Origin of the sequence: Mycobacteroides franklinii, from assembly GCF_001853795.1 — a bacterium.
GTDB classification, from domain to species: domain Bacteria; phylum Actinomycetota; class Actinomycetes; order Mycobacteriales; family Mycobacteriaceae; genus Mycobacterium; species Mycobacterium franklinii.
Genome location: NZ_MLIK01000019.1, coordinates 1,047,413 through 1,073,301 on the forward strand (window position 1 = coordinate 1,047,413; position 25,889 = coordinate 1,073,301).

At 64.6% G+C, this 25,889-nt stretch carries 24 protein-coding genes; 12 read left to right on the forward strand and 12 right to left on the reverse strand.

From position 1 onward, the window contains the following. Positions 1–30: 30 nt before the first annotated feature. Positions 31–843 carry an SDR family NAD(P)-dependent oxidoreductase gene (locus BKG76_RS12825; RefSeq protein ID WP_070937976.1) on the forward strand — a complete coding sequence of 271 codons (813 nt, stop codon included), beginning with the start codon at positions 31–33 and terminating at the stop codon, positions 841–843. Here BKG76_RS12825 and ilvD read toward each other — a convergent pair. Then, positions 840–2,543: a dihydroxy-acid dehydratase gene (gene ilvD, locus BKG76_RS12830; protein ID WP_070937977.1), complete on the reverse strand. Its 1,704-nt coding sequence runs from the start codon at positions 2,541–2,543 to the stop codon at positions 840–842. The genes BKG76_RS12825 and ilvD overlap by 4 nt on opposite strands. A 110-nt stretch (positions 2,544–2,653) precedes the next feature. Between ilvD and BKG76_RS12835 the strand changes: the two genes are divergently transcribed. The 3 genes from BKG76_RS12835 (at position 2,654) to ricR (ending at position 5,056) form a co-directional block, all read left to right on the forward strand. Beyond that, positions 2,654–4,039 (forward strand): WS/DGAT/MGAT family O-acyltransferase, encoded by a 1,386-nt coding sequence (locus tag BKG76_RS12835; protein WP_070937978.1) that lies wholly within the window; start codon positions 2,654–2,656, stop codon positions 4,037–4,039. A 75-nt stretch (positions 4,040–4,114) separates the two neighbouring features. Then, positions 4,115–4,747, forward strand: coding sequence for a DUF305 domain-containing protein (locus BKG76_RS12840; RefSeq protein WP_070937979.1), 633 nt, complete (start codon positions 4,115–4,117; stop codon positions 4,745–4,747). Positions 4,748–4,753: 6 nt separating this feature from the next. Next, a complete protein-coding gene (gene ricR / locus BKG76_RS12845) occupies positions 4,754–5,056 on the forward strand; it encodes a copper-sensing transcriptional repressor RicR (protein ID WP_070937980.1) in 303 nt (100 codons plus the stop codon). On the opposite strand, the gene BKG76_RS12850 is transcribed toward ricR, so the two are convergent. Beyond that, positions 5,053–5,655, reverse strand: a complete 603-nt coding sequence (locus BKG76_RS12850) for an SACE_7040 family transcriptional regulator (protein WP_070937981.1) — start codon at positions 5,653–5,655, stop codon at positions 5,053–5,055. The genes ricR and BKG76_RS12850 overlap by 4 nt on opposite strands. Before the next feature lie 102 nt (positions 5,656–5,757). On the opposite strand from BKG76_RS12850, the gene BKG76_RS12855 reads away from it, so the two are divergent. From BKG76_RS12855 to BKG76_RS12870, 4 genes are all read left to right on the forward strand, one after another. Then, complete coding sequence (locus BKG76_RS12855; RefSeq protein ID WP_070937982.1) at positions 5,758–7,335, forward strand: carboxyl transferase domain-containing protein; 1,578 nt, start codon at positions 5,758–5,760, stop codon at positions 7,333–7,335. Positions 7,336–7,339: 4 nt separating this feature from the next. Further along, the gene (locus BKG76_RS12860) at positions 7,340–9,301 is read left to right on the forward strand and encodes an acetyl/propionyl/methylcrotonyl-CoA carboxylase subunit alpha (protein WP_070937983.1); all 1,962 of its coding nucleotides are present in this window, start codon (positions 7,340–7,342) and stop codon (positions 9,299–9,301) included. Then, positions 9,298–10,458 carry an acyl-CoA dehydrogenase family protein gene (locus tag BKG76_RS12865; RefSeq protein ID WP_070937984.1) on the forward strand — a complete coding sequence of 387 codons (1,161 nt, stop codon included), beginning with the start codon at positions 9,298–9,300 and terminating at the stop codon, positions 10,456–10,458. The genes BKG76_RS12860 and BKG76_RS12865 overlap by 4 nt, the downstream gene beginning before the upstream one ends. A 225-nt stretch (positions 10,459–10,683) precedes the next feature. Then, the gene (locus BKG76_RS12870) at positions 10,684–11,676 is read left to right on the forward strand and encodes a L,D-transpeptidase (protein ID WP_070937985.1); all 993 of its coding nucleotides are present in this window, start codon (positions 10,684–10,686) and stop codon (positions 11,674–11,676) included. 62 nt (positions 11,677–11,738) lie between these two features. On the opposite strand, the gene BKG76_RS12875 is transcribed toward BKG76_RS12870, so the two are convergent. Continuing rightward, positions 11,739–13,721, reverse strand: coding sequence for a M13 family metallopeptidase (locus BKG76_RS12875; protein WP_070937986.1), 1,983 nt, complete (start codon positions 13,719–13,721; stop codon positions 11,739–11,741). Positions 13,722–13,844: 123 nt separating this feature from the next. On the opposite strand from BKG76_RS12875, the gene BKG76_RS12880 reads away from it, so the two are divergent. Both BKG76_RS12880 and BKG76_RS12885 read left to right on the forward strand, forming a co-directional pair. Next, entirely contained in the window at positions 13,845–14,330 is a 486-nt protein-coding gene (locus tag BKG76_RS12880) for a hypothetical protein (protein ID WP_070939186.1), read from the forward strand. A 72-nt stretch (positions 14,331–14,402) separates the two neighbouring features. Further along, positions 14,403–15,104, forward strand: a complete 702-nt coding sequence (locus BKG76_RS12885) for a hypothetical protein (RefSeq protein WP_070939187.1) — start codon at positions 14,403–14,405, stop codon at positions 15,102–15,104. On the opposite strand, the gene BKG76_RS12890 is transcribed toward BKG76_RS12885, so the two are convergent. After that, positions 15,101–15,520, reverse strand: coding sequence for a CoA-binding protein (locus tag BKG76_RS12890; protein ID WP_070937987.1), 420 nt, complete (start codon positions 15,518–15,520; stop codon positions 15,101–15,103). The two genes, BKG76_RS12885 and BKG76_RS12890, sit on opposite strands and share 4 nt — an antisense overlap. A 79-nt stretch (positions 15,521–15,599) precedes the next feature. Here BKG76_RS12890 and BKG76_RS12895 point away from each other — a divergent pair, with 79 nt between their 5' ends. Continuing rightward, positions 15,600–16,835: a GNAT family N-acetyltransferase gene (locus BKG76_RS12895; RefSeq protein ID WP_070937988.1), complete on the forward strand. Its 1,236-nt coding sequence runs from the start codon at positions 15,600–15,602 to the stop codon at positions 16,833–16,835. Here BKG76_RS12895 and BKG76_RS12900 read toward each other — a convergent pair whose 3' ends face one another. The 3 genes from BKG76_RS12900 to BKG76_RS12910 all read right to left on the reverse strand — a co-directional run bounded on the left by BKG76_RS12900 (position 16,836) and on the right by BKG76_RS12910 (position 20,698). Continuing rightward, positions 16,836–17,282: a CD225/dispanin family protein gene (locus BKG76_RS12900; protein ID WP_070937989.1), complete on the reverse strand. Its 447-nt coding sequence runs from the start codon at positions 17,280–17,282 to the stop codon at positions 16,836–16,838. Positions 17,283–17,396: 114 nt separating this feature from the next. After that, entirely contained in the window at positions 17,397–17,927 is a 531-nt protein-coding gene (locus BKG76_RS12905; RefSeq protein WP_070937990.1) for a helix-turn-helix domain-containing protein, read from the reverse strand. Further along, the gene (locus BKG76_RS12910; RefSeq protein WP_070937991.1) at positions 17,924–20,698 is read right to left on the reverse strand and encodes an MMPL family transporter; all 2,775 of its coding nucleotides are present in this window, start codon (positions 20,696–20,698) and stop codon (positions 17,924–17,926) included. Before BKG76_RS12910 ends, BKG76_RS12905 begins: the two co-directional genes overlap by 4 nt. A gap of 352 nt (positions 20,699–21,050) precedes the next feature. Here BKG76_RS12910 and BKG76_RS12915 point away from each other — a divergent pair, with 352 nt between their 5' ends. After that, positions 21,051–21,806, forward strand: coding sequence for a hemophore-related protein (locus tag BKG76_RS12915; RefSeq protein ID WP_070937992.1), 756 nt, complete (start codon positions 21,051–21,053; stop codon positions 21,804–21,806). Positions 21,807–21,890: 84 nt separating this feature from the next. On the opposite strand, the gene BKG76_RS25415 is transcribed toward BKG76_RS12915, so the two are convergent. The 5 genes from BKG76_RS25415 to BKG76_RS12935 all read right to left on the reverse strand — a co-directional run bounded on the left by BKG76_RS25415 (position 21,891) and on the right by BKG76_RS12935 (position 25,870). Then, positions 21,891–22,016, reverse strand: coding sequence for a hypothetical protein (locus BKG76_RS25415; protein ID WP_269085936.1), 126 nt, complete (start codon positions 22,014–22,016; stop codon positions 21,891–21,893). 65 nt (positions 22,017–22,081) lie between these two features. After that, positions 22,082–22,474, reverse strand: a complete 393-nt coding sequence (locus tag BKG76_RS12920; protein WP_070937993.1) for a DUF3054 domain-containing protein — start codon at positions 22,472–22,474, stop codon at positions 22,082–22,084. 30 nt (positions 22,475–22,504) lie between these two features. Further along, on the reverse strand, positions 22,505–23,044 hold the full coding sequence (locus BKG76_RS12925) for a YceI family protein (RefSeq protein WP_070937994.1): 540 nt from the start codon (positions 23,042–23,044) through the stop codon (positions 22,505–22,507). A gap of 54 nt (positions 23,045–23,098) precedes the next feature. After that, positions 23,099–24,319, reverse strand: coding sequence for a lysylphosphatidylglycerol synthase transmembrane domain-containing protein (locus tag BKG76_RS12930; RefSeq protein ID WP_070937995.1), 1,221 nt, complete (start codon positions 24,317–24,319; stop codon positions 23,099–23,101). A 27-nt stretch (positions 24,320–24,346) separates the two neighbouring features. Continuing rightward, positions 24,347–25,870 (reverse strand): adenylate/guanylate cyclase domain-containing protein, encoded by a 1,524-nt coding sequence (locus tag BKG76_RS12935; RefSeq protein WP_083338026.1) that lies wholly within the window; start codon positions 25,868–25,870, stop codon positions 24,347–24,349. Between the last annotated feature and the right edge of the window lie 19 nt (positions 25,871–25,889).

Genomic DNA, 25,889 nt, shown 5'->3' on the forward strand with positions numbered 1-25,889 from the left:
GCGGCAGCGCCGGCCGCATAGGCTCGGAGTGTGCTTCCCTCACCGCGCGCCGCTGCCGCCGTCCTGATCACCGGAGCCTCGTCGGGTATCGGCGAGGAGTTGGCGCGCGAATTCTCGCGACGCGGCTATCCCGTGGTGTTGGTGGCCCGGCGCGCCGATCGGCTGCAGGAGCTGGCCGAGACACTAGGACCATCCGCGCGAGTGTTGGCCGTTGATCTGTCCAACGATCACGAACGCGCCCAATTGCCGGGCCGAGTCGCCGAGCTGGGACTCGCGGTTGATGTGCTGGTGAACAACGCCGGGCTGAGTACCGCAGGACCCGTCGCCGAATCCGACCCTGCCGCCGAGCTCAACCTCGTAGCGGTGGACGTCAGCGCGGTGGTGGACCTGTGTTCACGTTTTGTGCCGCAGATGGTGACACGCGGCAGCGGTGCCGTGCTCAACGTCGGCTCGGTCGGCGCTTTTGGCCCACTGCCCGGCCAGGCCGCCTACGGGGCCGCGAAGGCATTCGTGGTGTCGTACACCCACGCGCTGAACGAAGAGCTGCGCGGCACCGGCGTCAGTGCCGCGACGCTGTGTCCGGGGCCTGTGAAGACAGGATTCGGTGCGGCGGTGGGAATCTCGGACGAAGATGCCGAAGCCGCGATGCCCAAGGTCATGTGGGTGAACGCGGCCACCGTCGCCAGGACCGCGGTCGATGGACTGGCAGCGGGCAAGACGGTGATCGTGCCCGGTCTGGCCAACCGGATCGGTGTGGCTGCCAACCATCTGCTCCCGCGTGGATTGCTCACGCGGATGGTTGCGCGGAGCCACCCCGCGCTCAAGAGGGGCCGGAAGGTCTAGCCGCAGACCGCTCCGACAGCCGCCGACTGCACCAGCTTGGTGTACTTGGCCAGCACGCCGGTCTTATAGCGCGGCGGTAACGGTTCGAATCCCTCACGGCGCGCGGCAAGTTCCGCCTCGTCGACGAGGAGGTCCAGCGTGCCGTTGGCGACGTCGAGCCGGATGCGGTCACCGTCCTTGACGAAGGCGATGGGTCCACCGTCCACGGCTTCCGGCGCGATATGCCCGACGCACAGGCCGGTGGTGCCTCCGGAGAAACGTCCGTCGGTCATCAGCAGCACGTCCTTGCCGAGCCCCGCGCCCTTGATGGCGCCGGTGATCGCCAGCATCTCACGCATGCCGGGGCCGCCCTTGGGGCCCTCGTAGCGGATCACGACGACGTCGCCGTGGGTGATGGTGCCGTCCTCCAGCGCATCGAGCGCCGCCCGCTCCCGTTCGAAAACCCTTGCGGTGCCCTCGAACACATCCGAGTCGAAGCCTGCCGATTTCACCACAGCGCCCTCGGGTGCCAGCGACCCGTGCAGGATGGTGATGCCGCCGGTCGGGTGGATCGGGTTGTTCATGGCACGCAGCACCTTGCCATCCGGATCTGGCGGGGCAATGTGGGCCAGGTTTTCGGCCATGGTCTTGCCGGTGACGGTCAGACAATCACCGTGCAGCAGACCGGCATCCAGCAGTGCACGCATCACCACGGGCACACCGCCGATCTCATCGACGTCCTTCATCACGTGGCGGCCAAAGGGTTTCACATCCGCCAGATGAGGCACCTTGTTACCGACGCGGGTGAAGTCGGCCAGGGACAGCGGCACTTCTGCTTCACGGGCGATGGCCAGCAGATGCAGCACCGCATTGGTGGACCCGCCGAACGCCATGACCACGGCGATGGCGTTCTCGAAGGCTTCCTTGGTCAGGATGTCGCGCGCCGTGATCCCGCGGCGCAGCATCTCGACAACGGCCTCGCCGGACTTGCGCGCATAGACCTCGCGGCGCTTGTCGATGGCGACGGGAGAGGCACTACCCGGCAGGGACATTCCCAATGCTTCGGCGGCGCTGGCCATGGTGTTCGCGGTGTACATGCCGCCGCAGGCACCCTCGCCCGGACAGATGGCGCGCTCGATGATGTCGACATCCTCGCGCGACATCAGCCCGCGCGCACACGCGCCGACCGCCTCGAAGGCGTCGATGATGGTGACTTCCTTCTCGGTGCCGTCGGTCAGCTTGGCTTTGCCGGGCATGATCGAACCGTTGTAGACGAATACCGAGGCCAAGTCCAAACGTGCCGCGGCCATGAGCATTCCGGGGATCGACTTATCGCATCCGGCCAGCAGCACCGATCCATCGAGGCGCTCGGCCTGCATGACGGTCTCGACGCTGTCGGCGATGACCTCGCGGGATACCAGCGAGAAGTGCATGCCTTCGTGGCCCATCGAGATGCCGTCGGACACCGAGATGGTGCCGAACTCCAACGGGTAGCCGCCGGCCTCGTGCACGCCGTCCTTGACCGACTGAGCGAGTCGTTGCAGCGACATGTTGCAGGGGGTGATTTCGTTCCAGGACGAGCCGACGCCGATCTGCGGCTTGACCCAGTCGTCGTCACCCATGCCTACCGCGCGCAGCATGCCACGGGCGGCGGTCTTCTCGAGGCCGTCGGTGACGTCGCGGCTACGGGGCTTGATATCGGGCTGCTGCGGGGCTGACATGGGGTTAAGTATCCCTCGCCGGTGCAAACGGCATTGCGCAGGCGTCGACACGCCGTCTGCTGGCGAAAACGTGCGCGACGAAACCGCCGCAAAACGGAGAGTCGACAGCAATGATGGCCGGTATGCCATTCATGCCGGTCAGCGACTCGATGTTTCTCATCGGGGAAACGAGGGAACATCCCTTCCATGTCGGCGGCTTGCAGCTGTTCAAACCGCCCGTCGACGCCGGTCCGGACTATGCCGAGGTGTTCTACGAACAGTTGATGTCGACCACCGAGGTGTCATCAGACTTCCGCAAACGACCGGGCCAGCCGCTGGCGGTGATGGGCAACGTCAGGTGGATCATCGACGACGAGGTTGACTGGGAGTACCACGTGCGCCGTTCGGCGTTGCCGCGCCCGGCCCGTGTGCGTGAGCTGCTGACCGTCACCTCCCGGTGGCACAGTTCCTCGCTTGACCGGCACCGTCCGTTGTGGGAAATGCATGTGGTGGAGGGGCTTTCGGATGGACGCCTGGCCGTCTACACCAAAATGCATCATGCGGTGATCGATGGCGTCGGCGCCTTGCGGATGATGATGCGCTCGTTATCGGACGATCCTGATGCGCGTGACTGCCAGGCCGTGTGGGCCCCGGCCAAGCGGCGCGCCAAGAGCAGCATCGTAAGCACGACCAACACCTCGGCCCTGGATCTGGTCAAGGGTGCGGCAGGTGCGGTGCGACAGGTCGTGTCCATTCCGCCCGGTCTGCTCAAATACGGCCGTCATGCGCTGTCTGATCCGCAGCTGGTGAAGCCGCTTTCGGCGCCGCACACCATGCTGAACGTCTCGATCGGAGGTGCGCGGCGATTCGCGGCGCAAACCTGGTCGATGGCCCGGATCAAGGAGGCGGGCAAGGCGCTGGGCGGCACCGTCAACGATGTGGTGCTGGCCATGTGCGCGGGCGCCTTGCGTACCTATCTGGAGGAGCAGAACGCGCTACCGGCCAAGCCCCTCATCGCCATGTGCCCGGTGTCGATCCGGGCGGATGGTGACCAGAACGCGGGGAACTCGATCACCGCACTGCTGGCTAACCTCGCGACCGATAAGCCCGATCCGCTGGAGCGGTTCAGCGCCATCAGGGACTCGGTACAGGCGGCCAAGTCGGTGCTCTCCGAGATGACGCCCCTGCAGCGGATGCTGGTGGGTGCGCTCAACGGTGCTCCTGTGCTGAGCGGTGCGGTCCCGGGCTTGGTGGACCGGGCGGCACCCGCGTTCAACGTGATCATTTCTAATGTGCCCGGCCCGCGCACCGACATGTTCTGGAACGGGTTCGAGATGGATGGGTGCTATCCCGCATCGATTCCGATCGACGGGGTGGCCCTGAACATCACCTGCACCAGCAGTGGACCGTCCATGCATTTCGGATTGACCGGATGCCGCACGAGCGTGCCGCATCTGCAGCGCATCCTCACTCATCTAGAAGAGGCGTTGACACAACTGGAAGAGTCGGTGGCCTAGCGGATTCATACCCACGAGGGGTATGCCACATCACGATTTCGTACCCTACGGGGGTATCTGGGCTACCATGGTGGCATGCGGAACCGAACTCGTACTGCCTTCCTGGCTAGCACTGCTGCCGCAGTGCTGATTCTGTCGGCTTGTAGCTCGGATAACAAGGGGGATGAATCGAAGTCCGAGCATTCGGGTCATTCCGGTATGCCGGGGATGACGACGACGCTGGACACCAATAGCGCCGCGGCTCCGGTATCCGACCACAACGATGCCGATGTGACCTTCGCCCAGCAGATGATCATGCATCACCAGCAGGCCGTTGAGATGTCGAAATTGACGGAGGGGCGCACCGTCAACCCCGCGGTTCTGGATCTCGCGAAGAACATCGAGACGGCTCAACAGCCGGAGATCGACACCTTTACCGAGTGGCTCAAGAACTGGAATCAGCCCACCATGCCCGAGGGGCATGATCCGGCGGGGCACATGCCTGGCATGGTGGACACACCGGTGCTAGACCGGATGAAGACGCTCAATGGTGAGGTCTTTGATCAGCTGTGGCTGCAGTCGATGATCGCCCATCATCAGGGGGCCATCGCTATGTCGAATGCGGAACTCTCCGGAGGCCAGTACCCTGCAGCAAAGCAGTTGGCGCAACAGATCATCGATAATCAGCAGCCTGAGATCGACACAATGCAGGGCCTTCTCAAGGGGTAAAGGGACATGACCACCAAGACTTCGACCGGACACGGTTACTCGCTGAAAAAAGATGACTACGCCAAGCGGCTCCTGCGCATCGAGGGACAGGTGCGCGGTATCGCGAAGATGATCGACGAGGACAAGTACTGCATCGACGTGCTGACCCAGATCAGCGCGGCGCAGAGTGCACTGCGGTCGGTCGCACTCGGGCTGCTCGACGAGCACCTCGGTCATTGCGTCTCCAACGCTGTCGCCTCCGGCGGCGCAGATGCCGACGAGAAGCTGGCAGAGGCCTCTGCGGCGATCGCCCGGTTGGTCCGCAGCTAGGAGTGCAGTGCGGCAACCACCATCTGTCGCAATACCGTTCGTGTCTGCGCGGGCGCCGATCGGCCCGCACTGTAGGGCGTGGAGTTCATCAGCCCGAAGGCCGCGTGTGCCTTGATTCGCGCGTCCGACTCATCAAGGCCGGGGTCCGCCCGGCACAGCACCTGAACCCAGGCCTCCACGTAGCGGCGCTGATACTGGCGCACTTGGCGCCGGGCGTTCTCGGGTAGTGAATCAAGGTCGCGGTCCTGCACGCGGATCAGATCACTCTCGTTGAGCGCGAAGTCGAGGTGAAAATCGATGAGGCCGTCGAGAGCCTCGGCCGGGGTGCCGGCCGCCTCCGCAACAGCCATCCCGCCTTCGAGGAGCCGGCGACTGATGCCGGTGAGTAGATCCACCAGGAGCGCTTCCTTGTTGGGGAAGTGCCGGTAGATCGCCGGACCGCTGATGCCGACCGCGGAGCCCAGATCCTCCAGTCGCACTCGCGCGTATCCACGCATGGCCAGGAGACGGCCGGCGGCGTGCAGCAGCTGATCGCGCCGATCGGCCTTGGCGCGTTCGCGCTTGTTCGGGGATTCCGACTCGGGTATCAGGTTGGTCATCAAACCTCCGCCATGGCCCGCTATAGACAAAACAGTTAATCGAGATTAGCCTAAACCTAGTTAATCGTCATTAACTGAAATTTCAAACTTCGGAGCTGGGTAATGACTCTGGTTGGTGAGCAGAACAGGGCGGAGCACGCCCGGCTGGTCGCCGAGCTGCGGGAGCGGCTCGCACTCGCGGCGCTCGGCGGCAACGAACAGTCCAGGCAACGACATGTCGACCGGGGCAAGCTGCTGCCGCGCGATCGGGTGGATGCGCTCCTCGACCCGGGCAGCCCGTTCCTGGAGTTGTCGCCGTTGGCGGCCAACGGCATGTATGACGATGACGCCCCCGGTGCCAGCATGATCGCCGGCATCGGCCGTGTATCGGGTCGCGAATGCGTGATCGCCGCCAATGACGCGACGGTCAAGGGCGGCACCTACTACCCGATGACGGTCAAGAAACATCTGCGCGCTCAGGAAGTCGCGCTGCAGAACCGGCTGCCCTGTATCTATCTGGTGGATTCCGGTGGCGCGTTCTTGCCCAAGCAGGACGAGGTGTTCCCGGATCGCGAACACTTTGGCCGCATCTTCTACAACCAGGCGACCATGAGCGCCAAGGGAATTCCGCAGATCGCCGCGGTGCTGGGCAGCTGCACGGCAGGTGGTGCGTATGTGCCCGCGATGAGCGACGAAGCCGTCATCGTGCGCAAACAGGGCACGATCTTCTTGGGTGGACCGCCGCTGGTGAAGGCCGCCACCGGTGAGGTGGTGACCGCCGAGGAATTGGGCGGTGGTGACCTGCACTCGCGTACTTCTGGCGTGACCGATCACCTCGCCGCGGACGACAAGGACGCGCTGCAGATCGTGCGCCGGATCGTGTCCACCCTTGCGCCCAGGGCCGAGTCACCGTGGCCCGTCGTGGAAACAATTGCACCGGAGCGTGATCCGAGCACTTTGTACGACGTGGTGCCGACCGATCCGCGCATCCCGTACGACGTACACGAGGTGATCGTCCGGCTCATAGATGGCGGCACCTTCACCGAGTTCAAGGCGGAGTACGGCAAGTCGGTGGTCACCGGCACCGCGCGACTGCATGGGCATCCGGTAGGGATCATCGCCAACAACGGTGTACTTTTCGCCGAAAGTGCCATGAAGGCAGCGCATTTCATCGAGCTGTGCGACCAACGGCGCATTCCGCTGCTCTTCCTGCAGAACATCTCCGGGTTCATGGTGGGCCGCGACTACGAGGCAGCCGGAATTGCCAAACACGGGGCAAAAATGGTCACCGCCGTGGCGTGCGCGCGGGTGCCCAAGCTGACCGTGGTCATCGGCGGCTCCTACGGGGCCGGCAATTACTCGATGTGTGGGCGCGCGTACTCGCCGCGATTCCTCTGGATGTGGCCGAATGCCCGCATCTCGGTGATGGGTGGTGAACAGGCCGCCTCGGTGCTGGCCACCGTGCGCGCAGATCAGAGTGCCGCATCGGGCAAGGAGTTCACCGAGGCTGAACAGGAAGCCTTCAAGGCGCCGATACGCGAACAATATGAGCGGCAGGGCAACCCGTACTACTCGACCGCGCGCCTCTGGGACGACGGGGTCATCGACCCCGCCGACACCCGCACGGTGGTCGGCTTGGCCTTGGGGATTTGCGCCAACGCACCCCTTGAACCGGTTTCCTACGGCGTCTTCAGGATGTGAACAGGTGACAGTGCAGAGTGTCCTCATTGCCAACCGTGGCGAGATCGCGGTCCGCATCGCATCGACGCTGCGGGCCATGGGAATTCGTTCCATCGCGGTCTACACCGACGGAGACACCGACCACCTCGGTGCCTGCGACACCGCCGTGCGTCTCGGTTCCGATTCCTCGGGCTACCTCGACATCGACGCGATCATCAGTGCGGCCAAACAGACCGGCGCGCAAGCTATCCACCCCGGATACGGATTCGTTTCGGAGAACGCCGATTTCGTGCGCGCATGCCAGGCCGCGGGAATCGTATTCGTTGGACCGCCCGCCGAAGCCATGGATGCCATGGGCGACAAGATCAGGGCCAAGGACACCGTGGCCGCGGCAGGTGAGCCGGTCGTTCCGGGCAGCGTCGGTGCGCTCTCCGACGCAGAGCTGGTCGCCACTGCCGAGAAGATCGGAACCCCGCTGATCATCAAGCCCTCCGCGGGCGGTGGCGGCAAGGGCATGCGCGTGGTGCACGATCTGAGCGCCATATCCGATGCGCTGGTCGCATCCCGGCGTGAAGCCACCGCCATCTTCGGCGACGACACCTTGCTGGTCGAGCGTTATCTGGCTCGACCCAGGCACATCGAGGTTCAGGTCTTCGGCGACACCCATGGCAACGTGGTGCACCTGGGTGAGCGTGAATGCAGCCTGCAGCGCCGGCATCAGAAGGTGATCGAAGAGGCGCCGTCGCCGCTGCTGACCCCGCAATTGCGTGCCGCGATGGGGGAGACGGCATGTCAGATCGCACGTAGCGTGGGATATTTCGGTGCCGGAACCGTCGAGTTCATCCTCGATAGCGATGCTCCCGAGTCCTACTACTTCATGGAGATGAACACCCGGCTGCAGGTAGAACACCCGGTCACCGAGATGGTGACGGGGATTGACCTGGTGCAGTGGCAGATCCTCGTCGCCTCGGGAGAACGGCTCCCGCTGGCGCAGGAGCAGATTTCGTTGACCGGGCACGCGGTCGAGGCTCGGGTATACGCCGAAGATCCCGCTCGCGAGTTCCTCCCCACCGGCGGAACGGTTGCATTGGCACGCTTTTCGGATAGTGCACGCACCGATACAGCGTTGGCGACGGGATCGGTGGTGGGTTCACGATTCGACCCGATGCTGGCCAAGGTCATCGTGCATGCGGCCGACCGCGAAACCGCGCTCGCCGATGCTGACCAGGCACTCGCCGAAACCCGGATACTCGGGGTGGGCACCAATATCGATTTCCTACGTGCGTTGCTGACCAATCCCGTTGTGGTATCTGGAGACATCGATACGGCGCTACTCGACAAGATCGCGACTGAATACCATCCGCCCGTCGCGCCGCCGTGGGTATGGGTGGCCGCGTCCGGCTTGCTTGACGGTGAATCCAGCTCCGGGACACTGTGGAACGGAAAGTCCGGATGGCGCGTTGGGGTACACGCGCCGCGGGCACATCGACTCTGCGTCGGAGATTCGGTCGAATTGGTGCGGCTCTGGGGTGACCCGGTTACCGATGTCAGCATCGGTGATGGCGAACAGACTCCGGGCGGAGTGCACTGCGGGACAGGGCAAGTGAGTGTCGAATTGGCGAGCCAGCTGCACCGTGCCGACGCCATCCGGGCAGATTCTGCCGCGTGGATCGCGACCGAGGACGGTACCTGGCGCGCCGATATCGCGCCCGAGCCCCGGTTGCGGCATATCGACGGTGAAGACGAGGACGGGGAGATCCGTAGCTCCATGCCGGGGGTTGTGCGGGTGGTTTCGGTGAGCACGGGCACCGTGGTGGAGCGCGACGCTCCAGTGGTGGTGGTCGAGGCCATGAAGATGGAACACACCCTGCGTGCACCCATTGCCGGAACCGTGACGGTATCGGTGGCCGTCGGCGACCAGGTGGCCGTCGACCAGCTTCTGGCGACCATCCATCCGACCATCAACCCCGAGGAGGGGACACCATGACCTTCAGCACCGCCGAACTGCCCGACGAGTACAACTCGCTGCGCAAAACCGTTGAGGAATTTGCGAATTCGGTGGTCGCACCCGTCGCCGCGCACCATGATGCCACCAAAACCTTCCCGTATGCGGTGGTGGCGCAGATGGGTGAGATGGGACTGTTCGGTCTGCCATTCCCCGAGGAGTACGGCGGTATGGGCGGCGACTACTTCGCCCTGTGCCTGACGCTGGAAGAACTGGCCCGGGTGGACCAGAGCGTGGCCATCACCCTCGAGGCGGCCGTTTCGCTGGGCGCCATGCCGATCTATCGGTTCGGCAGTGAGGAGCAGAAGCAGCGCTGGCTGCCCGAGCTTTCCTCCGGAAATTCTTTGGCCGCCTTCGGCTTAACCGAGCCCGGTGGGGGTACCGATATCCCTGGATCGATCCGCACCCGGGCCGTCGAGGACAACGGAAGTTGGGTCATCAACGGCTCCAAGGCATTCATCACCAACTCCGGCACCGACATCACCGCTGTGGTGGGCGTCGCGGCGGTGACTGGACGCGCCGCGGACGGATCGCCGGAAATCTCCGTCATTCACGTGCCGGCAGGAACACCGGGGTTCACCGTCGAGCCGGGATACGACAAGGTCGGCTGGCATGCCTCGGACACCCATCCACTGAGCTTCGACGATGTCCGGGTGCCCTACGAGAATCTGCTGGGTGAACGCGGCCGGGGGTACGCGGGGTTCCTGCGCATTCTCGACGAGGGGCGGATCGCTATCGCGGCGTTGGCCACCGGCGCCGCGCAGGGATGTGTCGACGAGAGCCTGCGCTACGCGCGCAGCCGTCCGGCCTTCGGCAGCGCCATCATCGACTACCAATCCGTCTCGTTCAAGATTGCCCGGATGCAGGCCCGCGCGCACACCGCTCGCTTGGCGTACTACCACGCTGCCGCACTGCTGTTGGCCGGAAAACCGTTCAAGACCGAAGCCTCGATTGCCAAGCTGATGGCCAGTGAGGCGGCCATGGACAACGCCCGTGACGCCACCCAGATCTTCGGGGGAGCCGGATTCATGAACGAGTCTCCGGTCGCTCGCCAGTACCGGGACAGCAAGATCCTGGAGATCGGTGAGGGCACAAGCGAGGTACAGCTGATGCTCATTGCCCGCGCGCTGACCCGGTAATCTGTCAGTAGTACTTAGCTGGACGAGTGCCTTAGGGCTCTTGCTCAGCGATCGAGTGTGATGATCCACGTCACATACCCCTATGGGGTTATGAATGTGACCTTTTCTAATCAACGGCGATTATGACTGCTCAGAGCCTATTTTCTTGGGCGGGTGAAACATCGCGTCGCCAGGTGGCGACGAACCCTATGACACACTGGATGTGTCGTGTCTACAGGAGTGAGCATGCTTGTCTTAACTCGTTGGTTCCGGCGCGCCCTCGTCAGCGGTATCTGTGTCGCAGGACTGTTGGGTGCCGGGGTAGTTCCTGCACTCGCTGATCCGGGTGATCCCGCAGATCCGGGTATCGAAGAGCCCGGTCCGCCGCCGCCCCCACCACTGCCCTGGGAGTTGCCGCCACCGCCGCCGCCGGCGCCCGATGTGCCGCCGCCCGGTGACGTTCCGCCACCTCCGGCGCCCACCACCCCGCCGCCTGGGGCACCCCCCACGGGTGACGTGCCGCCGCTGCCGGTGGGGCTGCTGAAGAACTCCCCGAACAACGGCGACGTCGTCGGTGTGGCCCAGCCCGTGACGATTGTCTTCGCGGCTCCGGTGACGGATAAGAAGGCTGCCGAGGCCGCCGTGAAGATCACCTCGTCGAAGCCGGCTCCGGGTTACTTCTACTGGTACACCGATCAGCAGCTGCGCTGGAAGCCCACACAGTTCTGGCCCGCGAACACCGACGTGAACGTGAATGCCGGCGGTACCAAGTGGAGTTTCAAGGTCGGTGACGCATTCGTGTCCACCATCGACGACGCGACGTTCACGATGACCACCACGCGTAACGGTGTCGTCGAGCGCACCATGCCGATGTCGATGGGCAAGCACGACAAGAAGCACGAGACCAAGAACGGCACGTACTACGTCAGCGAGAAGTTCCAGAAGATGGTGATGGACTCATCGACTTACGGGGTTCCGGTCAACTCGCCCGAGGGCTACAAGCTCGACGTCTACTGGGCCACCCGCCTGACGAACTCCGGCATCTTCGTCCACGCTGCGCCGTGGTCGGTTGGCCAGCAGGGCAAGAGCGATACCAGCCATGGCTGCGTCAACCTGAGCACCGAGAATGCGACTTGGTTCTTCAACCAGTCGCACCCCGGTGATCCGGTGATCGTCAAGAACTCACCGACCGGTCCGTACAAGGACTACGACGGCTACGACGACTGGCAGCGTTTCTAGCGTTTCCAGCTCAACGAGAAAGCCCCCGGCCATTGGTCGGGGGCTTTCTCGTTGCGTCGTCGTCAACTCCAGATGCGTACGCGCTGGTCGGCTTCCAGGAACAGCTCGTCGTCGGTGCTGAGCTCGAAGGCCCCGTAGAACGCGTCGATATTGCGCACCACGCCGTTGCACCGGAACTCCGGCGGTGAGTGAGGGTCGACGGAAAGGCGCCGGATAGCCTCGGCCTCACGGGCTTTGGTGCGCCAGACCTGTGCCCAGCCGTAGAAGACACGTTGCACACCGGTCAATCCGTCAATGACCGGCCCCGTGCCGCCGCCCAGCGAGATCTCGTACGCGAGCAGTGCGATGGAAAGTCCACCCAGATCGCCGATGTTCTCGCCGACGGTGAAGGCGCCATTGACATGCTGATCGGAGAGCTCGCGGGGGACGAATCCGTCGTACTGCTTGATCAACGCCTCGGTGCGCACCCCGAACTCGTCACGGTCGGTGTCGGTCCACCAGTTGACCAGATTGCCGTCACCGTCGTATTTGGAGCCTTGATCGTCGAACCCGTGGCCAATCTCGTGCCCGATGACGGCGCCGATGCCTCCGTAGTTGGCGGCATCGTCGGCATCCGCGTCAAAGAAAGGGGGCTGCAAAATGGCTGCGGGGAAGACGATTTCATTCATGCCGGGGTTGTAGTACGCGTTCACCGTCTGTGGGGTCATGAACCATTCGTCCCGATCGACCGGCCCGGCCAGCTTGGCCAAGCCCCGATCGCACTCGGCGGCGGTGGCGCGCCGGACATTCCCCAGTAGATCGTCACGACTGATGGCGATCGTCGAGTAGTCGCGCCAGGTGGACGGGTAGCCGATCTTGGGCGTGAACTTGTCGAGCTTCTGCAGGGCCCGTTCACGGGTCTCCGGGGTCATCCACTCCAGGTCGGTGATGCTGACCCGATACGCCTCGCGCAGGTTGTCGACGAGAACCTCCATGCGCGCCTTGGCATTCGGCGGAAAGTGTCGTGCCACGTAGAGCTGGCCCACGGCCTCGCCGAGTAGCGACTCGACCACCGCAACACCGCGTTTCCAGCGATCGCGAATCTGCTCGGTACCCGACAGCGTGCGTCCGTAGAAATCAAAGTTCTCGTTCACCAGCGGCTCGGTGAGGTACGCGGCACGGGCACAGATGAGCCGCCAGCTTGCCCACTGCTGCCAGTCATTCAGCGGCTCCGAAGCCCAGAGCTGTGCGAAGGTGGTCAGATAGTCGGGCTGTCGCACCACGAGTTCTGTGACCTGGCCGGTCGCCGCACCCAGCCCGGAAATCCATCCGTTCCAATCGAATCCGGGTGCGGTCTGCTCCAGGTCGGCGAACCTCAGCAGGTTGTAGCTCAGCTCGGCGTCCCGGCGCTTCACCACATCCCAGTGTGCCGCGGCAATCTTGGTTTCCAGCGCCACGATCCGCTCGGCGGTATCGGTGTGTTCGCCACCGCCGTACACCAACGCGAACATCGCGGCGATGTGCGTGCGGTACGCGTCCCGTGTCGCCGCGTGCTGATCTTCACGGTAATAGGACTCGTCGGGCAGGCCAAGGCCGGACTGGCTGACGTGCAGGAGATAGCGCGAGGAATCCTTGGCGTCGGTATCCACGTAGCAGCCCACTCCGCTGCCCACCCCGGCACGCTGCAACGCACCCATGACCGCGGCCAAGGCGGTGACATCAGGAGCCGCGGTGATCAGGTCGAGCTCCTGGTGCAACGGCGCCAGACCCAGACCGGACACGGTCTCGGTGTCCATGAAGCTCGCGAACAGATCGCCGATCTTCTGTGACTCGGTTCCCTCGGCGGCGCCCGAGTCGGCAGCCTCGATGATGATCTCGCGGACCTGCTCCTCGGCGCGGTCGAACAGCGTCCGGAACGCGCCATCGACGGCGCGGTCGGCCGGAATGGCATATTCGGCGAGCCAGCGCCCGTTGACGTGGCCGAACAGGTCATCCTGGGGGCGGATGGATTCGTCACGATGGCTCAGGTCGATACCGGATTTTGGCAGCACGGATTCTGTCGTCACCCGTCCATGGTGGCACGGGTCGCTAGGGTGAGGCCCGTGAGCAAAGACGACCCGGCATCCGGCCCTGGCAGTGAAGAGGGATCCGTCTTCTCTCGGTACGGGGTGGTGTCCGCGGCCCTCGGGTTGACCGCGGTTGTCGCACTGGTGCTTTCGGTGCTCATCGGCTCCGGGCATCACAACCAGGTGGCTCGCGACCGCTACGATGCCCGCGTACTCGACACCGCTGTGACCTGGGTTAACACCCTGATTAACATGAAAAAGGGCAATCTTGATTCCAGTGTGCAGACGCTGCAGGACGGCACGGTTGGTCGGCTCAGTGACCACCTGGGGGAGATGCTCGCGGGCGTTGTGAAGCTCGCGCGAACGGTCGATGCCGATGCGGCCGGCGAGATCGACTCGGTGGCCATCGAACGAGGGCAGGCGCGACCCATTCCGGATGAGGATGTTGGCCTGCCGTCCGTGGAGCGGCTGGACCGCGTCATGGTGGTGGCAACCTCGGTGACGCGCGATGCCAACGCTGCCCCCAAGGTCAATCAGTGGCATATGCGCCTTGCGGTGTCGAAGGTCGGAGACCAGCTGTTGATCTCCGGTCTGGAGCTGCTGCGATGAGCCGCTTGCGCGAAGAGCGTGATTTCCGATGAGCCGCTTGCGCGAAGAGGGTGATTTCCGATGAGCCGGAATATGTTGCGGGTCATCCTCTTCGACCTGCTGGCGCCGCTGGTGACGGCGCTGGCGATCGTGGCGTTGGGCGTGATACTGCGTTGGCCCGTCTGGTGGGTGGTGGTGTGCACCGCGTCCTGTCTGCTTATCGCCCAAGGTATGGCGGTGAATGCCTATCTGGCCCGGCGGGATTCGGTGACCGTCGGTACCGATGACGACGGGCCGGCGCTGCGGGCCGGAATTGTCGCCCTGGCGACGGCCTCAGTGCTGGCGGTGACGGTGGTGGGGTACCGGCATTGGACGGTGCCCGACCGGGAGGGCAACGCGGACCGGGTTGCCGTGACCGATGTTGCCGCGACCGTAGCTGAGGCGGTCGTGAACTTCACCCCGGGCAGCCCGGAGACCTACCTGCGCAAGGCCACCGAGCACATGACCGAGGCGCAGGGGCAGTCCTTTACCGGTGATTTCGACCGGGCGACCGCCGACCTGAAGTCCAAAGGAATATCGCAGCAGGGCGAGATCATCTCGGTGGGCATCGAGGCTCTCGGCCCCGAAGACGCGGTGTCGGCCGCCCTGGTGCGGCGCACCAGCGTCGCCGCCAAGACGCAGCCCGAGCAGTCGGTGCTTGCGCTGCGGCTGACGCTCACCAAACGCGACGGCCGCTGGCTGGTGGACAACATCGCGCCGATCGATCGGATTGGTGCCCAGCCACCGAAGAATTAACGCGAACGGATACGCGCGAATTCGATTTCGGTGCACCGATCCATGACCACCTGCAGCCCGGCATCGGTCGCTGCGTTGGCGGCGTCGATATCGATGAGGTCGAGCTGAAACCACAGCGTGCGGGCGCCGATGTCGATGGCTTCTTGGGCGATGCCCGCCAGCTCCTCGCGGCGGCGGAAAACGTCAACTACATCGGGTGCCTCCGGCAGCGCCGCAAGACTGGGGTAGACCGTCACGCCATCGAGTTCGGAGATGGTGGGATTGACGAGGAAGATTCGGTAGGGGCTGTGTGCGGCCAGATAGCGGTAGACACCGTGGCTTGGCCGATCTGGGTTGGCCGAAATCCCCACAATGGCAATGCTCTTGGTCTCACGCAGAACCCGGGCGATGGTCGCGTCATCGGGGGCGGTCCACATGGCGGTTCCCTTCCTGTCATCCGCAGCACATCGAAAACTCGAGTGACAGGCGTCTGCCTGGCACGGTAGACATGGGTACGTGTCTGAGCTGACCCTACGCACCATCGCCGATGAGGACGACTACGAGTCGTACATGAGCTTCGCGTACTCCGTGTTCCTGCAGGACCCGCAGAAGGACGAGATGGAGGCCAGCCGCAAGTTCACCGAGCTGGACCGGATGATCGGTTTCCACAATGGACGCAAGTGGGTGGCGACGGCGGGGGCGTACAGCCGGCACGTGGTGTTGCCGGGCGGGGCCGTCGTACCGGTGGCCGCCATCACCGCGGTCACGGTCTCGCCTACGCATCGCCGCCGGGGGCTGTTGACCACCATGATGCGTCACCAACTGGCGGACATCCGCTCACGCGGTGAGGCCATCGCCATGCTTTACGCCTCAGAAGCATTGATCTACGGCCGATTTGGCTACGGGGTCGCTACGGAGGCCGCCGAGTTGTCCGGGCAGGTACGTGAGTTGACATTCCGTTCCACCGTGGATCTGGGTGACGGCACGCTGGAAGAGGTGGACGCCGAAACCTTCCTGGCATCGGCCCCTGCGGTTTACGACGCCGCCGTCTCCGCGTTACCGGGTCAGATGTCGCGGTCACCGGAGTGGTGGGCGATGTGGACGTTGGATAACGAGGAACGACAAAAGGAGTCAGGCAAGATCCGCTTCGTCCTGCACTACGAATCAGACGGAACTGTCAGCGGATTCGCCATCTACCGGCCAAAGCCGGGGTGGGGCGATGCGGGCCCCAATGCCGAGCTGCATGTGCAAGAGGTGCTGGGCACCAACCCACGGGCCTACGCCCGAACGTGGCGCTATCTGCTGGATATGGATCTGGTTCGCAAGATCAAATATCACGGTGCCTCGGTGCACGAGGAACTGCGTTATTTGGTGGCCAACCATCCATCACTGGAATGCACCGTGAGCGATGCGATCCAAGTGCGATTGGTCGACATTGCGCGGGCACTGTCACAGCGGCGGTATGCCGCGGACGTGGAGGTGGTGCTGGAGGTGACCGACGAGTTCCTTCCGGAGAACTCAGGACGCTACCGGTTGCGAGGCAGTCTGGACTATGCCTGCTGTGAAATCACCACGGATGACGCAGATATCGCGTTGTCCGTGCGCGATCTCGGGTCTGTCTACATGGGTGGGGTGAGCCTGCAGGCGCTGGCCAGCGCCGGGTTGGCCACCGAACTGCGGACAGGCGCAGTGCAACGGGCCGCCATCGCTTTTGGCTGGCCCGTTGCACCCAGTGCGCCCGACGACTTCTAGCTAGTTGTCGTGACCGGGACGGCCCATCGGGCCGCCGGGGCCGTTCCACCCACCGTCGTCCCACGGACGGTGCCCGCCGCCGTGGTGTCCCCAGCCGCCGCCACCATGCGTGTGCCACCAAATGGCGCATGCGATGCGCAGGGTGATGAACAGGAACAGCAGCACCAGGCCAGTGAGCAGGGCGATCTTGCCGAGTAGCTTGGCGCGGTCCGAGGATTCCTGGGCGCGGTCGTACTGACCGGTGAGCCAGTACTGGGTGACATTCAGCGCGTTGGTGAACGCGCTGAAAGCCAACGGCCAGAAGAAGATAACGGAGGCCACCGCCCAGCCGACATTGGTGGCCGGAGGTTTCGGTTGCCCCGCCGGGCTAGTCGGTGCAGGTGGGGGCGTGTAAGTGGGCGTCGTGATGGCGCCAGTGGGTTCGTCTGATTTCGTCTCGTCGCTCATGGCACCGAGGTTAGGCCGATTTCAGGTGGCCTGCCATAACGATCGGGATGCTCCCAGGGAACTGGCACTGGGTACGCAGGTAACCGGATGTAACCCGCCTGATCTACGCGCTGGTCATCCGCGGGGGCGGGTACGCCCGAACCGGCGGGCTACCCGTCGCATCCGGACCAGCATCGCGACCGACGGGTCGCTGCTACCCGCGAGGTACGCGGACAGTTCGTTACTTGAAACGCCTATGCGCGAGGCAAACTCGGCCTCACGCAGACCGGAGGCCTCGAACAGCAGGTTGATCTCGTTGGCGGCCTCGCGGCGCTCGGCTTCGGCAAGGTCGTCGCGGGCGCGCGTGAGAATCTCCTGCAGCGCGGTCGAAATGCCGTAGAGCTCATCGGCACCCACGACTTCCTCGATCTGACGCGCGGTTCGCCCAAATGGATCGCGCTTGAGCGCGTGCACAATCGCTTGCCAGTCGGATAGGTCGCCGCTTTGCAGGGCGTCGAGAATCTCGTGGGTGGTCCAATGAGTGACTGGTTTGTCGCCGCGTCCGGGAGGGTCGGGCTGCGTGGAACCGGAGTCGATGGCGCCGGAACCCGAAGGCTCTTCGGGCACTTCGGGGGAGACGGCTGGCGCGTCGCTCGTGACCGTCACCTCGCATCCTCCAACATCGCCACCGCCACCGACAGGCACTGCCTGCGCACCGTGGCGCACTCCATCGCACCATCACCGGGCTTCGGGTCAGCGAGCCGGCGCACCAGCTGGCTGGAAACCCACCTCTGATTGGACTGTACACAGTAATGCTGATCGATCCCGGCGAGGACCTTTGCCGCGGTCCGCGGCTCCATCATTGAAGCGAGCCGGGCGAACTCGGTGTAATCGCGTTCGGCGTTGCGGCGCATCAACAACAGCCCCTGCATGCGCAGGGCTTCGGCGTCGGTGGGCACCACGCAGTTCTGCCCTGTCGGCAGTTTCACCTGCGTGATTTCCACCGGAGTGAGCCGCGAGAGGGGGCCGGGCATCGTGACCGTGTCGGTGTCCGCTCCGTTTTTGCCGGCTTGCAACGCTTCCAGGGCCACAGTCAAGTTGTCACGCCAGCGGTCGGCGAGCACCGACTGCGTGTCGGGTGCGGTCACCGTGCCGCCGTCGGCGAGGCGCTTGAGTCGAGCGGCCGATACCGCGATGGCGTGGTAATCGATACGCGGTTCCTCGAAGCCCGATCCCTGAAGCCGCAGCGCGCTTTCGGTGTGCGGGCCGGGAAGCTCGTCGACACATGGCGTTTCGAAGTCCACGTTCGGAAGTACACGGTCCAGCCAGCCGGGCAGCCACCAGTTGCGCTTGTTGAACATCGCCATCAACGCAGGGACCAGCACCAGGCGCACGACCGTCGCGTCGACGGCAATCGCCACCGCGCATGCGACGCCCAGCTGTGCCACCAACGGCATTCCGACGAAGGCGAATCCGATGAACACCGCGATCATGATCAGTGCGGCGCTGGTGATGGTGCGCGCGCTGGTCCGGACCCCGTAGGAGACGGCGTCGCCGCAATCTCCTGTGCGCAGATACCGCTCGCGCACCCGTGCCAGCAAGAAGATCTCGTAATCCATGGTGAGACCGAAGGTCAGCGCCAACGCCAACGGCGGGATACTGCTGTCGATATTGGCCTTGTGGAAGCCCAGGAATTCCAGCCATCCCCATTGGAAGACGATCACCAGGCTGCCGTAGGCAGCGGCGACCGACAGCACCGTCATCACCACGCCCTTGAGCGCCAGCACCGGTGAACGCAGTGTGGCCAGCAGCATCACGAATGCCAGCACGCAGACAAAGGCGAACACGCCCAGCAGCGAGTGTTCGACGCGGGCGTCGTAGTCGAACAGCAAGGCCGTCGGCCCGCCCACGTTGATATCGGTACCCGAATCTTTGAGCGCATCGGGCACATTCGTGCGCAGCCAATTGACGGTGTCGCGCGCTGCGTTCGCCTCGGGGTCCACCGATAGCACCGCCGAGATCAGCGCGTCATGTCCGTTGGTGGAGAAGGACGCGTCGGAAACCCGCGCGATATTGGGAGCGTGCGCGATCGTTTCCTTGGCGGTCTCGAGCGCTGCCGCGTTGTCCGGGTTACTGGGGTTGTCCTTGAACGTCAGCAGTACCTGCACCGGCCCGAGCGCACCCGGACCCATCGCGACCGCTGCGGCGTCGATTCCCCGGCGGATCTCGTGCGACGAATCGAACTGACGCAGCATGCTATTGGAGACATGCATCTGCAGGCTCGGTGCCGCAAGCACCAGCAGGAGTACCGATGCCCCCAACGCGGAGAGCCATGGTCGGCGCATCACCTGCTGGGTCCACTTGCGCCAGAACGGAATCGAATGCTTGCGCAACGGTGAAATACGAAGGAAGCGGGACTGGTTGGCGGCCGCCTTGCCGAAGATGGCCAGCATTGCGGGCATCAGCGTGGTGGAGGTAAGGACCGCGATGGCGACGACGATGATGGCGCCGGAGGCCATCGAGGCCAGTGCGGGAGTGCCGATCAGATAGATACCGGCGAGGGCGGCGATCACCGTCAATCCGGAGAACGTGACGGTGAGGCCCGAGGTGGCCATGGCCCCCGCGATGGCCTCCTGCCGGTTTTTCCCGGAGTTCAGCTCCTCGCGGTAGCGCATGAGGATGAAAAGGGAATAGTCCACCGCCACAGCGAGGCCGATCATGGTCACCGTTGGTAGGGCGAACACCGAGATGGTGGTGATGTTCGACAGCCCGAGGACGATTGCCACGCTCAACGCCACCGTGCACACACCCAACAACAAGGGCAGCGAGGCCGCGGCAAGGGACCCGAACGCCGCGATCAGCACGATGAGGATGACCGGGATGTTCCACTTCTCGGCCTTCTTGATGTCACCTGCGATCTGTTCGGTCATCGCGGCACCCAGCGCACCCTGGCCGATCACATAGAGGGATACCCGGCCCCCGGCGATCTGGCCAGGCTGGCCGCCCTGCACCCCTATTTTCTTGCGGAGGCTCTTGGCGATATCGGTGGCGCCGGTGTTGTCGAAGCCGATCCGTAGGGTGACCACGAACGGGCGGTCGGGTTGCGGGGTGAGCTGTGGGGGGATGGGCTCGACCGAAACCTGTGGGATCTGCGCCGCCACCTGCTTGAGATAGTCGACGGCGGCCGTCATATCTGCGACCGTCGCATCGGGACGTGGCGCGGCGACCAGTGCCAACGGGGAGGCTCCGTGTTCCCGGAATCCGGTCTCCATCGCGTCATGCACTTTCAGCGACTGCGATCCGGCAACCTCGAAACCGCCGCCGGTGAGTTTCTCGCCCTTGCCGGCCACGAGTCCAACCGCGGCGACAATAAGAATCAGCCAGACAGCGACGGTCAACCATCGGTACCTACGGAGGTAGTCGCTGGTGCGCATCATGACTGACTGCACGATGGTTCCTGTCGTTCGGTGTGACGCACGCAGTCTCCTGTGGCGTGGTCGTGATGCTACAGCAACGCGACCAACCGCGCCCCCTGTCTGTATATATCGCGGCAACCTGCGGTGACGTGTTTACTAACAGCCGCCCTTAGCGAAAAACCAGTGGTGGCTGTACATGCTCTTCGTCGTTCCTGGCAACGTTGAATTGGATCTAGGGGTGGATCTTGAATTTCAGAATCTGGGCGACGATAAAGAGTGGGTAACGCTCTGGTGACGGTGCGCGTCCGTGTTTCGAAATGGCGCCGGATTTCGATACGTTGGCTGTAATCCCGCAACAAGTAGGAGGAATTCCATGTCAGCCACAACCTCGCGGCGCGCAGCCTATGGCTTGCTGAGCGCAGGTGTTCTAGCTGGCGGGCTCGCGATGAGCGCCCTGGCACCGATTGCCGCGGCCGAGCCGGTCCCCCCGACGCCCGTCCCGGCTCCAGCGGCTCCCGTTGCGCCGGCACCCGCCCCCAACGCTGCCGTACCGGCCGCGGCGACGGTGAATCCGGCCACATCCACTCCGGACGGATGCCAGGCCAGCAAGATGACCAAGACTGTCGGCAACGTCGTACAGAACGCGGCGAGCTACCTGGAGCAGCATCCGGACGTCGACCAAGCCTTTACGGAGATCAAGGCGGCTCCGCAGGACCAGATCGCCACGAAGACACAGAGCTACTTGGTGTCGCGTCCCGATGTCGCCGCCTCCATGGGCGGTATCGCCGCACCGCTGAATGAGCTGCGTACCAAGTGCGGTCTGCCGCTGGATCTGGCTCAGGTTGTCAACGGTGGTGGCTTGAACCCGGCCGCAATGGGTGTGAACCCGGCGCTGCTGACCGCCCTGTCGCAGAACCCGGCCGCGCAGTCGGTGGCACAGAACCCGGCCGCCCAGGCTCTCGTGCAGAACCCGGCCGTACAGGCCGCCATCCAGAACCCGGCGCCCGCGCAGGCGGCGCCGAACTTCCCGCAGGGCCCCGGACCGGCCCCCGGACCGGCGCAGCCGGTGCAGCCCGCCGCTCCTGCGGGTCCGGTAGGAACGGGCCCCGCGCCCGGGCCGCGTATCTAAGGGCACATACCTACATCGAGTGCGAGTCTGGCGCGGATCTCAACTGAGATATCCGCGCGAGGCTCGCACTCGGCGTTGAAGGGCTTAGTGGGTGAGCGCGTCGGAGCTCGCCGCTGGGGCGATGTCGTCGTGACGATTGAGGTACCGCACAGACAGCAGTACCGCGGCATAACCGGCGAGGGGAACCAGCACGGCGGCGAGACCTTCCATGCAGCCAGCTTGCGTGTCCCCGGGGCACCGATCCAAGCGCGTTGACGAGATCCTGACGGTGGTCGTCAGCTTTTTGAGACGCGGGCGGCGACGGCACGCCACCCCAACAGGAACAGTGCGGTGACCAGTGATGCGACCACCACGAAGCTGAATGCGACGCCCTGGTTGCTCAGCCGGCGCAGGATCATCCCGAACAGCACGGTGCAGACCCACACCGCGATGCCGGTGTGGGCTATCGAGCTGGGGCGTGACCAGCCCCGGCTCAGCACCCATCCGATGCCTGCACCCGACAGAAACGGCCAGGCCGTCTGCCACACGCCGAGCGCTGTGATGCCCTCGGCATGGCTGCGGCGACCGATGGCGCAAAAAACGAAGATGCCGACGACATCCAGTACCAGTGCGAGCAGTACGGACGCCGTCGGCTTCTTCGTCAATGAATTCGGTTGCGCGCTGGGCATTCCCCGACCGTAGCGGGTGCCACGCGGCGATCAGTTGGAGGGTGCCTCCGGGTGGCCGGCTTCGATGTTGAAGGTCAGCGCGACCTTCTCGCCGACCAGTCCGGCGCCGCCGTTGACGCCGAAGTCGCCGCGGTTGACCTGGGTGCTGGCCTCGAAGCCCGCAACGGCGCCGCCCTGAGCTCCGGGTCCGACACCTTCCAGGGAGAGGTTCAGCGCGACCGGCTGGGTGACGCCGCGCAGGGTCAGCTCGCCGTCGACGATGTAGTCGTCACCGTCGGCGCGCACCGAGGTGGACCGGAAGGTGGCAGTGGGGTGGTTGTCGGTGTCGAAGAAGTCGGCCGAACGCAGGTGACCGTCGCGCTGGTCGTTACGGGTGCTCACCGAGGCTACGGAGATGGTGGCCGATACGGAGGGGGTGCCGTCTTCGGCAACGGTGATTTCACCGCCGAAGTCGGTAAACGAGCCGCGAACCTTCGAGACGCCCAGGTGGCGTACGGAGAAGGTGATGTCGGAGTGGACCGGGTCGATGGTCCAGGTTCCGGCAGTGAGAACGGGCGTGGTGGTGGTCATGAGTGCTCCTTAAGTTTGGGTCGGACACTCATGCCAACCGGACTATGGTCCGCTTTATTTCGGGGGATCGGAAGAAATTTTCGGCGGCGGGTCCGTAGCAGCTCCGGCGTCGGGTTCGGGTTCCTTGGTCGACCCGGGCTTCGCGTCCGGGTCGATCTGGCTCTCGTCGCGGAACAAGAAGAAGAAGATGACCCAGCCGATCGCGGAAATGAAGACCCAGCTGACCGCGCGGTAGATGAGCATCGCCGAGATCGCGTCGGGCAGCGTCATCCCGGAGGTCACCAGACCGGGTACCAGGAAGGCCTCGACCACCAGCAGACCGCCGGGCATCAGGGGGACCGATCCGGCGGCACGCGCCGCCGCATAGGCCACCATGACACCGACCAGCGAGGGACGGCTTCCCACCGCATACGCGGCGAAGGCCAGGCAGGCCACATCGGCGATCCAGTTGAACAACGACCAACCGAATGCTTCCCCGAGGGCGCGACGGGTCAGCGTCACCGCCTCCATCTGCTTGAGCATCTCGCGCCAGCGGGCCACGCCCATCATCGGTGGCTTGCCGCGCAGATCGTTGACCCAGCGCAGGATGCGGACACCGATGCCGTCGAGCATCTCCGGTCGTGACGCGACGGCCTGGGCGAGGACCAGGATCGCCAACAAGCCACCGATGCTGAAGACCAGTGAGAACGGGTTGGTTTTGGCGCCCAATAGGAATGCCCCGCCGAGGCCCAGGATCGCCAGTCCGACCGCCTGCAGTACCCCGGACATCACCAGCTGCCAGGACGCGACCACCGGCGTGGCACCCCACAGGCGCTGCTGTCGATAGATAAAGGTGGCCGAGAGCACGGGACCGCCGGGCAGGGTGGTGCTCAACGCGTTCCCCGCGTAGAAGGCAGCCTCGGAGCGCCACTGACGTATCTTCACGCCCGCCGAACGCAACAGCGTCCGCTGAATCTGGGCAAAGCTGTGCATGGACGCCATCGCGGCCAGCGCGGCTGCCAGCACCCACCAGGGATTGGCGGTCTTCAGGCTCTGCCAGGCCCGATCCAGCTGATCGGAAACGAACCCGATTTCCACCGCGAGCACGATCGCGAGCACGATGAGGATCGCCCAGCGAATCCACCAGTACTTTCCCCGGCGCTTGATGACGGGTTGCGGAGCGGTGTCCGCCTCGGGGTCGTCCGAGCACGGCTCCGGGCCGTTTCGCTCGGGCGGCGTAAAGCCGCCCTCGAGACGGTCGCGGTCTCGGTCATCGGACGGGGGCACGGGCACCACAGTAACGGCGCGGGCTGGCCGCTTCTTTCAGGTTCCCGCAGGCCACGCTAGGTGTGTCGCCCTGGTGCGGCCGCGGAGCAGCACAGAGTCGCCGTGATCCCAGTGTTTCTGTTCATCGGGGTCGGCGAAATACAGCGCGTTGGTGGACGCCAACAGCCGGCTTGGCCGGTGCTTGGCAAGCTCGGTGAGTCGTGAGGCTTCGTTCACCGGGTCGCCGATCACCGAATATTCGTAGCGCTCGGGGGCGCCCACATTCCCGGCAACCGCCAGCCCGGCCGAGACGCCGATCGCGAACTCGAACGGGTGGGGGAAGTCCTCGTCAAGCCGGTCCCGCAGCTCGCGCGCGGCCGCCAGGCATGCCGTGGTGGCGTCGGGGCGGTGCAGCGGCGCTCCGAATACCGACAAGGCCTCGTCGCCGACGAACTTGTTGACGAAGCCGCCGCGGCTGTCGACCACCTCCACCACGATGCGGAAGAAGTCGTTGAGGATCGTTAGCACCTCTTCGGGGTCACGATCCGCCGCCATCGACGTGGACCCGATCATATCGACGAAGAACACTGCGACATAACGATTCTCGCCGCCGAGGTTGGTACCCAGCTGCAGCGCCTGGCTGGCGACGTCGGCGCCCACGTGTTTACCGAACAGCTCGCGCAGCTGACGGCGTTCCTCGCCGACCTGCATCATCCGGTTGAAACCGGCCTGCAGCACGCCGAGCTCGCTGCCATCGTAGACCTCGACCCGCGCATCGAAATCGCCTTGTGCCACATCGCTTATCGCGCTGCGCAGTTGCCGCACCGGGTCGGCCAGCTGCCCGGCCGTGAGCAGGGCCAGCCCGTAACTGCCGACCAAGGTGGTCGAGACGATCAGCAAGACGGTGAGGGCAAGGTCGCGTGTCGAGGTCAAATCGTCGGGCTTCCAGAGGGCCATGCCGCACAGCGAGATGAGTCCGATCGCCGGTGCCAGGGTGCCGATCCACCAGCTGAGCCGGACCCGCACGAACACCGAGGGCGCGAACCGGCCGTGGAACTCGCTGGCGCTCAATGCCTTTGCGGCAATGGGTCGCAGAATACGCTCACCGAGCAGATAGGTGATGCCGAAGCTGGCCGTTGCCGATTGCACACAACCGATGATGGTCGCGAGAGTCCACTTGGAGTCGTGGACTGCTCCTGCCGCGATGAAGACCCCCGCGCCCAACGCCCATCCGGCCAGGTGGAGCAAGGACTGCTGTAGCGGCGCGGTGAGCGCGGTGCGAAGCTCCAGCGCGGTGGGTGGCCCGCCCCGGCAGTACCAGCGGGCGAGCCGGTGCTCCATGTGCAGCGCCCACCCCACGCTGGTGAGGATCATGACGCCGAAGAGAAGCCAGAACAGCGGTGGCCCGTTTTCGAACACCCAGTCGTGAGCCGGGCGTTTGAACGGCATCCAGTGGCGCAGAAAGTAGAACAACAACAGGAGAGTGGCGGCGTTGATACCGACCATGGATCCCACGAACACGCTCCAACGTGGGCCCAGCACATGCATGGCCCGAAACCATTCGCGCAGCCGTTCCATCACACAGGTATTCCGATCGGTC

What these genes read in the sequence shown, in the direction of transcription:
- ilvD (WP_070937977.1), bottom strand. Translation starts at nt 2,543, where the DNA reads ATGTCAGCCCCGCAGCAGCCCGATATCAAGCCCCGTAGCCGCGACGTC.
- BKG76_RS12835 (WP_070937978.1), top strand. Translation starts at nt 2,654, where the DNA reads ATGATGGCCGGTATGCCATTCATGCCGGTCAGCGACTCGATGTTTCTC.
- BKG76_RS12840 (WP_070937979.1), top strand. Translation starts at nt 4,115, where the DNA reads ATGCGGAACCGAACTCGTACTGCCTTCCTGGCTAGCACTGCTGCCGCA.
- ricR (WP_070937980.1), top strand. Translation starts at nt 4,754, where the DNA reads ATGACCACCAAGACTTCGACCGGACACGGTTACTCGCTGAAAAAAGAT.
- BKG76_RS12850 (WP_070937981.1), bottom strand. Translation starts at nt 5,655, where the DNA reads ATGACCAACCTGATACCCGAGTCGGAATCCCCGAACAAGCGCGAACGC.
- BKG76_RS12855 (WP_070937982.1), top strand. Translation starts at nt 5,758, where the DNA reads ATGACTCTGGTTGGTGAGCAGAACAGGGCGGAGCACGCCCGGCTGGTC.
- BKG76_RS12865 (WP_070937984.1), top strand. Translation starts at nt 9,298, where the DNA reads ATGACCTTCAGCACCGCCGAACTGCCCGACGAGTACAACTCGCTGCGC.
- BKG76_RS12870 (WP_070937985.1), top strand. Translation starts at nt 10,684, where the DNA reads ATGCTTGTCTTAACTCGTTGGTTCCGGCGCGCCCTCGTCAGCGGTATC.
- BKG76_RS12885 (WP_070939187.1), top strand. Translation starts at nt 14,403, where the DNA reads ATGTTGCGGGTCATCCTCTTCGACCTGCTGGCGCCGCTGGTGACGGCG.
- BKG76_RS12890 (WP_070937987.1), bottom strand. Translation starts at nt 15,520, where the DNA reads ATGTGGACCGCCCCCGATGACGCGACCATCGCCCGGGTTCTGCGTGAG.
- BKG76_RS12900 (WP_070937989.1), bottom strand. Translation starts at nt 17,282, where the DNA reads ATGAGCGACGAGACGAAATCAGACGAACCCACTGGCGCCATCACGACG.
- BKG76_RS12910 (WP_070937991.1), bottom strand. Translation starts at nt 20,698, where the DNA reads ATGATGCGCACCAGCGACTACCTCCGTAGGTACCGATGGTTGACCGTC.
- BKG76_RS12915 (WP_070937992.1), top strand. Translation starts at nt 21,051, where the DNA reads ATGTCAGCCACAACCTCGCGGCGCGCAGCCTATGGCTTGCTGAGCGCA.
- BKG76_RS25415 (WP_269085936.1), bottom strand. Translation starts at nt 22,016, where the DNA reads ATGGAAGGTCTCGCCGCCGTGCTGGTTCCCCTCGCCGGTTATGCCGCG.
- BKG76_RS12920 (WP_070937993.1), bottom strand. Translation starts at nt 22,474, where the DNA reads ATGCCCAGCGCGCAACCGAATTCATTGACGAAGAAGCCGACGGCGTCC.
- BKG76_RS12925 (WP_070937994.1), bottom strand. Translation starts at nt 23,044, where the DNA reads ATGACCACCACCACGCCCGTTCTCACTGCCGGAACCTGGACCATCGAC.